Source organism: Stutzerimonas kunmingensis (genome assembly GCF_900114065.1).
GTDB classification, from domain to species: Bacteria; Pseudomonadota; Gammaproteobacteria; order Pseudomonadales; family Pseudomonadaceae; genus Stutzerimonas; species Stutzerimonas kunmingensis.
The window spans coordinates 1-3,157 of record NZ_FORS01000027.1 but is presented as its reverse complement, the minus strand read 5'-3'; the positions used below and the strand labels follow the sequence as shown (position 1 = coordinate 3,157).

Annotated in this window: 4 protein-coding genes and 3 tRNA genes; all 7 read left to right on the top strand. The window is 54.9% G+C overall.

From position 1 onward, the window contains the following. The first annotated feature begins 164 nt into the window (after positions 1-164). Entirely contained in the window at positions 165-1,112 is a 948-nt protein-coding gene (gene birA, locus BM275_RS21950; RefSeq protein WP_090523569.1) for a bifunctional biotin--[acetyl-CoA-carboxylase] ligase/biotin operon repressor BirA, read from the top strand. After that, on the top strand, positions 1,109-1,846 hold the full coding sequence (locus tag BM275_RS21945; protein WP_090523566.1) for a type III pantothenate kinase: 738 nt from the start codon (positions 1,109-1,111) through the stop codon (positions 1,844-1,846). Before birA ends, BM275_RS21945 begins: the two co-directional genes overlap by 4 nt. Positions 1,847-1,870: 24 nt before the next feature. Continuing rightward, positions 1,871-2,542, top strand: a complete 672-nt coding sequence (locus tag BM275_RS21940; RefSeq protein ID WP_090523562.1) for an SPOR domain-containing protein — start codon at positions 1,871-1,873, stop codon at positions 2,540-2,542. Positions 2,543-2,683: 141 nt separating this feature from the next. Further along, positions 2,684-2,768 (top strand) — tRNA-Tyr (locus BM275_RS21935). 25 nt (positions 2,769-2,793) lie between these two features. After that, positions 2,794-2,867 (top strand) — tRNA-Gly (locus BM275_RS21930). Positions 2,868-2,893: 26 nt separating this feature from the next. Next, positions 2,894-2,969 (top strand) — tRNA-Thr (locus BM275_RS21925). An 84-nt stretch (positions 2,970-3,053) separates the two neighbouring features. After that, positions 3,054-3,157, top strand: a 104-nt coding sequence (locus tag BM275_RS21920; protein ID WP_202966612.1) for a GTP-binding protein, incomplete at its 3' end; no start/stop codon positions are given.

Below are 3,157 nucleotides of genomic sequence, written 5' to 3'. Positions count from 1 at the left end.
TGGTAGTGTGGGGTCTCCCCATGTGAGAGTAGGTCATCGTCAAGCTCCTTTCCCAAACCCCCGACCCGCGTAAGCTGGTCGGGGGTTTGCTTTTGCGCGATTTAAAGACTGTGATAGGCACCTGTCGTTGGTGTCGCTATCATTCGGCCTCTTTTGGGGGTGGCATGTATAGGCTGTTAACGTTGCTTCAGGATGGGCGCTTTCATTCGGGGCGTGAACTGGGGGAGGCGCTCGGCATAAGTCGCAGTGCGGTCTGGAAGCACCTGCAACGTATTCAGGCTGACGCAGCGCTTAACCTCTATAAAGTCCCCGGGCGTGGGTACCGCTTGGCGGAACCTCTTTCGCTGCTCAATCATGAGGCGCTCGCGCCGCAACTGGAGCAGATTGGGTGGTCGCTGCATCTTTACGACTCGATTGACTCTACTAATGCTCAGGCATTGCGGCTCCTGCAGATCGTGCCACCTCCTTTTTTGGTTCTTGCAGAGGCTCAGTCTGCTGGTAGAGGGCGGCGCGGTCGTAGTTGGGTGAGTCCTTTCGGGCAGAACCTTTATTGCAGCTTGGCTATAAAGGTGCAGGGCGGTGCTAGTCAGCTTTCTGGTATGAGTCTGGTGGTCGGGCTGGCGGTAATGCAGGTGCTACATCAAGTCGGCATCTCGCAAGCGGGCGTCAAGTGGCCTAACGACGTATACGTTGATGGCCGCAAGATCGCAGGGATTCTGCTTGAGCTGACTGGCGACCCGGCGGATGTATGTCACGTAATTATCGGCATCGGCATCAATGTCAATATGATTGAGGCGGCGGGAATAGATCAGCTTTGGACATCCGTTAAAGAGCATGCAGGTATGGTTGATCGAAACGAGTTGCTGCTGACATTGGCCGCCACCCTTAGACAAAATTTGGAGCGGCATGCCCGGGTCGGGTTTGCCGCGATGAAGGGTGAGTGGGAATCTAACCATGTCTGGCAAGGCCTGAAATGCACGCTGAGTACCGGGTCTCAAGATTGCTCGGGCACGGTCTTGGGCATCGATGATCAAGGCGGGCTCAGGATGATGATTGATGGGGGGGTGCGCTCCTTCAGTGGTGGTGAGCTAAGTTTGAGGCTTGATCAATGATTCTCGAGCTCGACTGTGGCAATAGCTTGATCAAATGGCGGGTGTTGCAAGTAAGCGGTGATGTTGCGGCTCAGGGCGCTTCTGTATCGGCCGTGGACCTCCTTAGTGCGCTCTCTGGCCTGACTGGCGTAAAGATTGAGCGTGCGCGGCTAGTTAGCGTTCGTAGCGATCTCGAGACTGAAGAGCTGTGTTCGTGCATCTCCAGTGCATTGTTCATTGACGTACAGCGCGCTCTACCAGCGCCTCGGCTTGGTGGCGTAGTGAACGGGTACCTCGAGTACGACCGTTTAGGGATGGACCGTTGGTTGGCCATGGTTGGCGCGTTCCAGTTGGAGCGCCGGGCAATGGTGGTAATCGACCTGGGGACGGCGGTCACGGTTGACTTCGTTGATGCAGAGGGCGGCCATCTGGGGGGCTACATTTGCCCAGGGATTTCTCTTCTTAGGCAGCAGTTGACTACCCATACCCGACGCATCAGCTATACGGCAGAAGAAATCCCAATGATGCAAGGTGAGTCTGCGCCTGGGCGAAGCACCGTCCAGGCGGTTGAGCGGGGGTGCTTTCTGATGCTGCGTAGTTTTGTTGCTTCGCAAGTCCTGGCGGCCAGCGACTATCTGGGGGCTGACTTTGTAATCTACTCCACCGGTGGCGACGCAACGCTGATCGACGATATGGTCGGGGTTAGGCGGGTTCCGGATCTGGTCTTTCGCGGGCTGGCGATTGCTTGTCCCTAGCGTCACATAGAAGGTCGAGCCTGCATGCGTTGGTTATTTTTCCTGTTGGTGCTGTTGAACGTATTCTTCTGGGTGCAGCATCAGTATCAGTCACCCGTGCGCATCAAGGAGGTGGTGCCTCTTGATGCTTATGACCGGCCGAAGCCCAACATCACTCTGCTTAGTGAATCCTCTCCTTCGAGCCGTAAAGACGCTGGGCAGTCGGCGTCGTCCGACGGTGGCTGCCTATTTCTGGGTGGCTTCGATGAGGAGTCGCCTGCGCTTTCCTTGGAGCAGCGGCTTTTGAGCTTGGATATCCAGTCGGAAATACGACGGATAGATACCGAGGTCGGCGTGGATTATTGGGTGTATCTGCCGCCGCTCGCTTCCAGGCAGGCTTCCCTGCGGCAATTGCGCGAGTTGCAAAGTCGTAATATTGACAGCTACATCATTACCGTTGGTGACTTGGCTAATGGCATTTCACTGGGCATCTTCTCCCGAAAGGATTCGGCAGAGGGCGTAGTGGCGCGCTTAAGCGAGGTTGATTATTCGGCGCTAGTGCGTGAGTTGCCGAGAATGCACTCCAAATACTGGGTGCAGGTGAGCACCGCTAGTCGTGATCAATTGGGTGAAGGGATCATGGAAAGCTTGAAAGCAGACATGCCTGCCCTGCAATTTCGCCATATGCCCTGCACTGGCATTGCATCTTCTCAATAGTTTAAATAGAATGGCGCCCGCTTCGCCGTGGGGAATCCAAGATTCCTTGGTAAGGCGGCTGTCAGTAAAGCTAACCTCAAGATTTTTATGAGGAAAAGCTTGACAGTAGGGTGGCAAGTGATGAAAATGCCGCCTCACTTTGGAGGGGTTCCCGAGCGGCCAAAGGGATCAGACTGTAAATCTGACGTCATAGACTTCGAAGGTTCGAATCCTTCCCCCTCCACCAGATTCAAGCGTAGGCTTCGGCGTTCGCGGGTATAGTTTAGTGGTAGAACCTCAGCCTTCCAAGCTGATGATGCGGGTTCGATTCCCGCTACCCGCTCCAGCTTCGGTGGTTGCGCAATGCAATTCGCTCATGTAGCTCAGTTGGTAGAGCACACCCTTGGTAAGGGTGAGGTCAGCGGTTCGAATCCGCTCATGAGCTCCAAACTCCAAAGGCAGATATGTATATATCTGCCTTTGTTTTAATGGTGGCGTGACTAGCTCAATTCAACGATGGGAGACGGTCTCGATGGCTAAAGAAAAGTTCGAACGTAACAAACCGCACGTCAACGTCGGCACCATTGGTCACGTCGACCATGGCAAGACCACTCTGACTGCTGCTCTGACTCGCGT

Coding starts and splice junctions, on each gene's coding strand:
- BM275_RS21940 (WP_090523562.1), top strand. CDS start 1,871: ATGCGTTGGTTATTTTTCCTGTTGGTGCTGTTGAACGTATTCTTCTGG.
- BM275_RS21945 (WP_090523566.1), top strand. CDS start 1,109: ATGATTCTCGAGCTCGACTGTGGCAATAGCTTGATCAAATGGCGGGTG.
- birA (WP_090523569.1), top strand. CDS start 165: ATGTATAGGCTGTTAACGTTGCTTCAGGATGGGCGCTTTCATTCGGGG.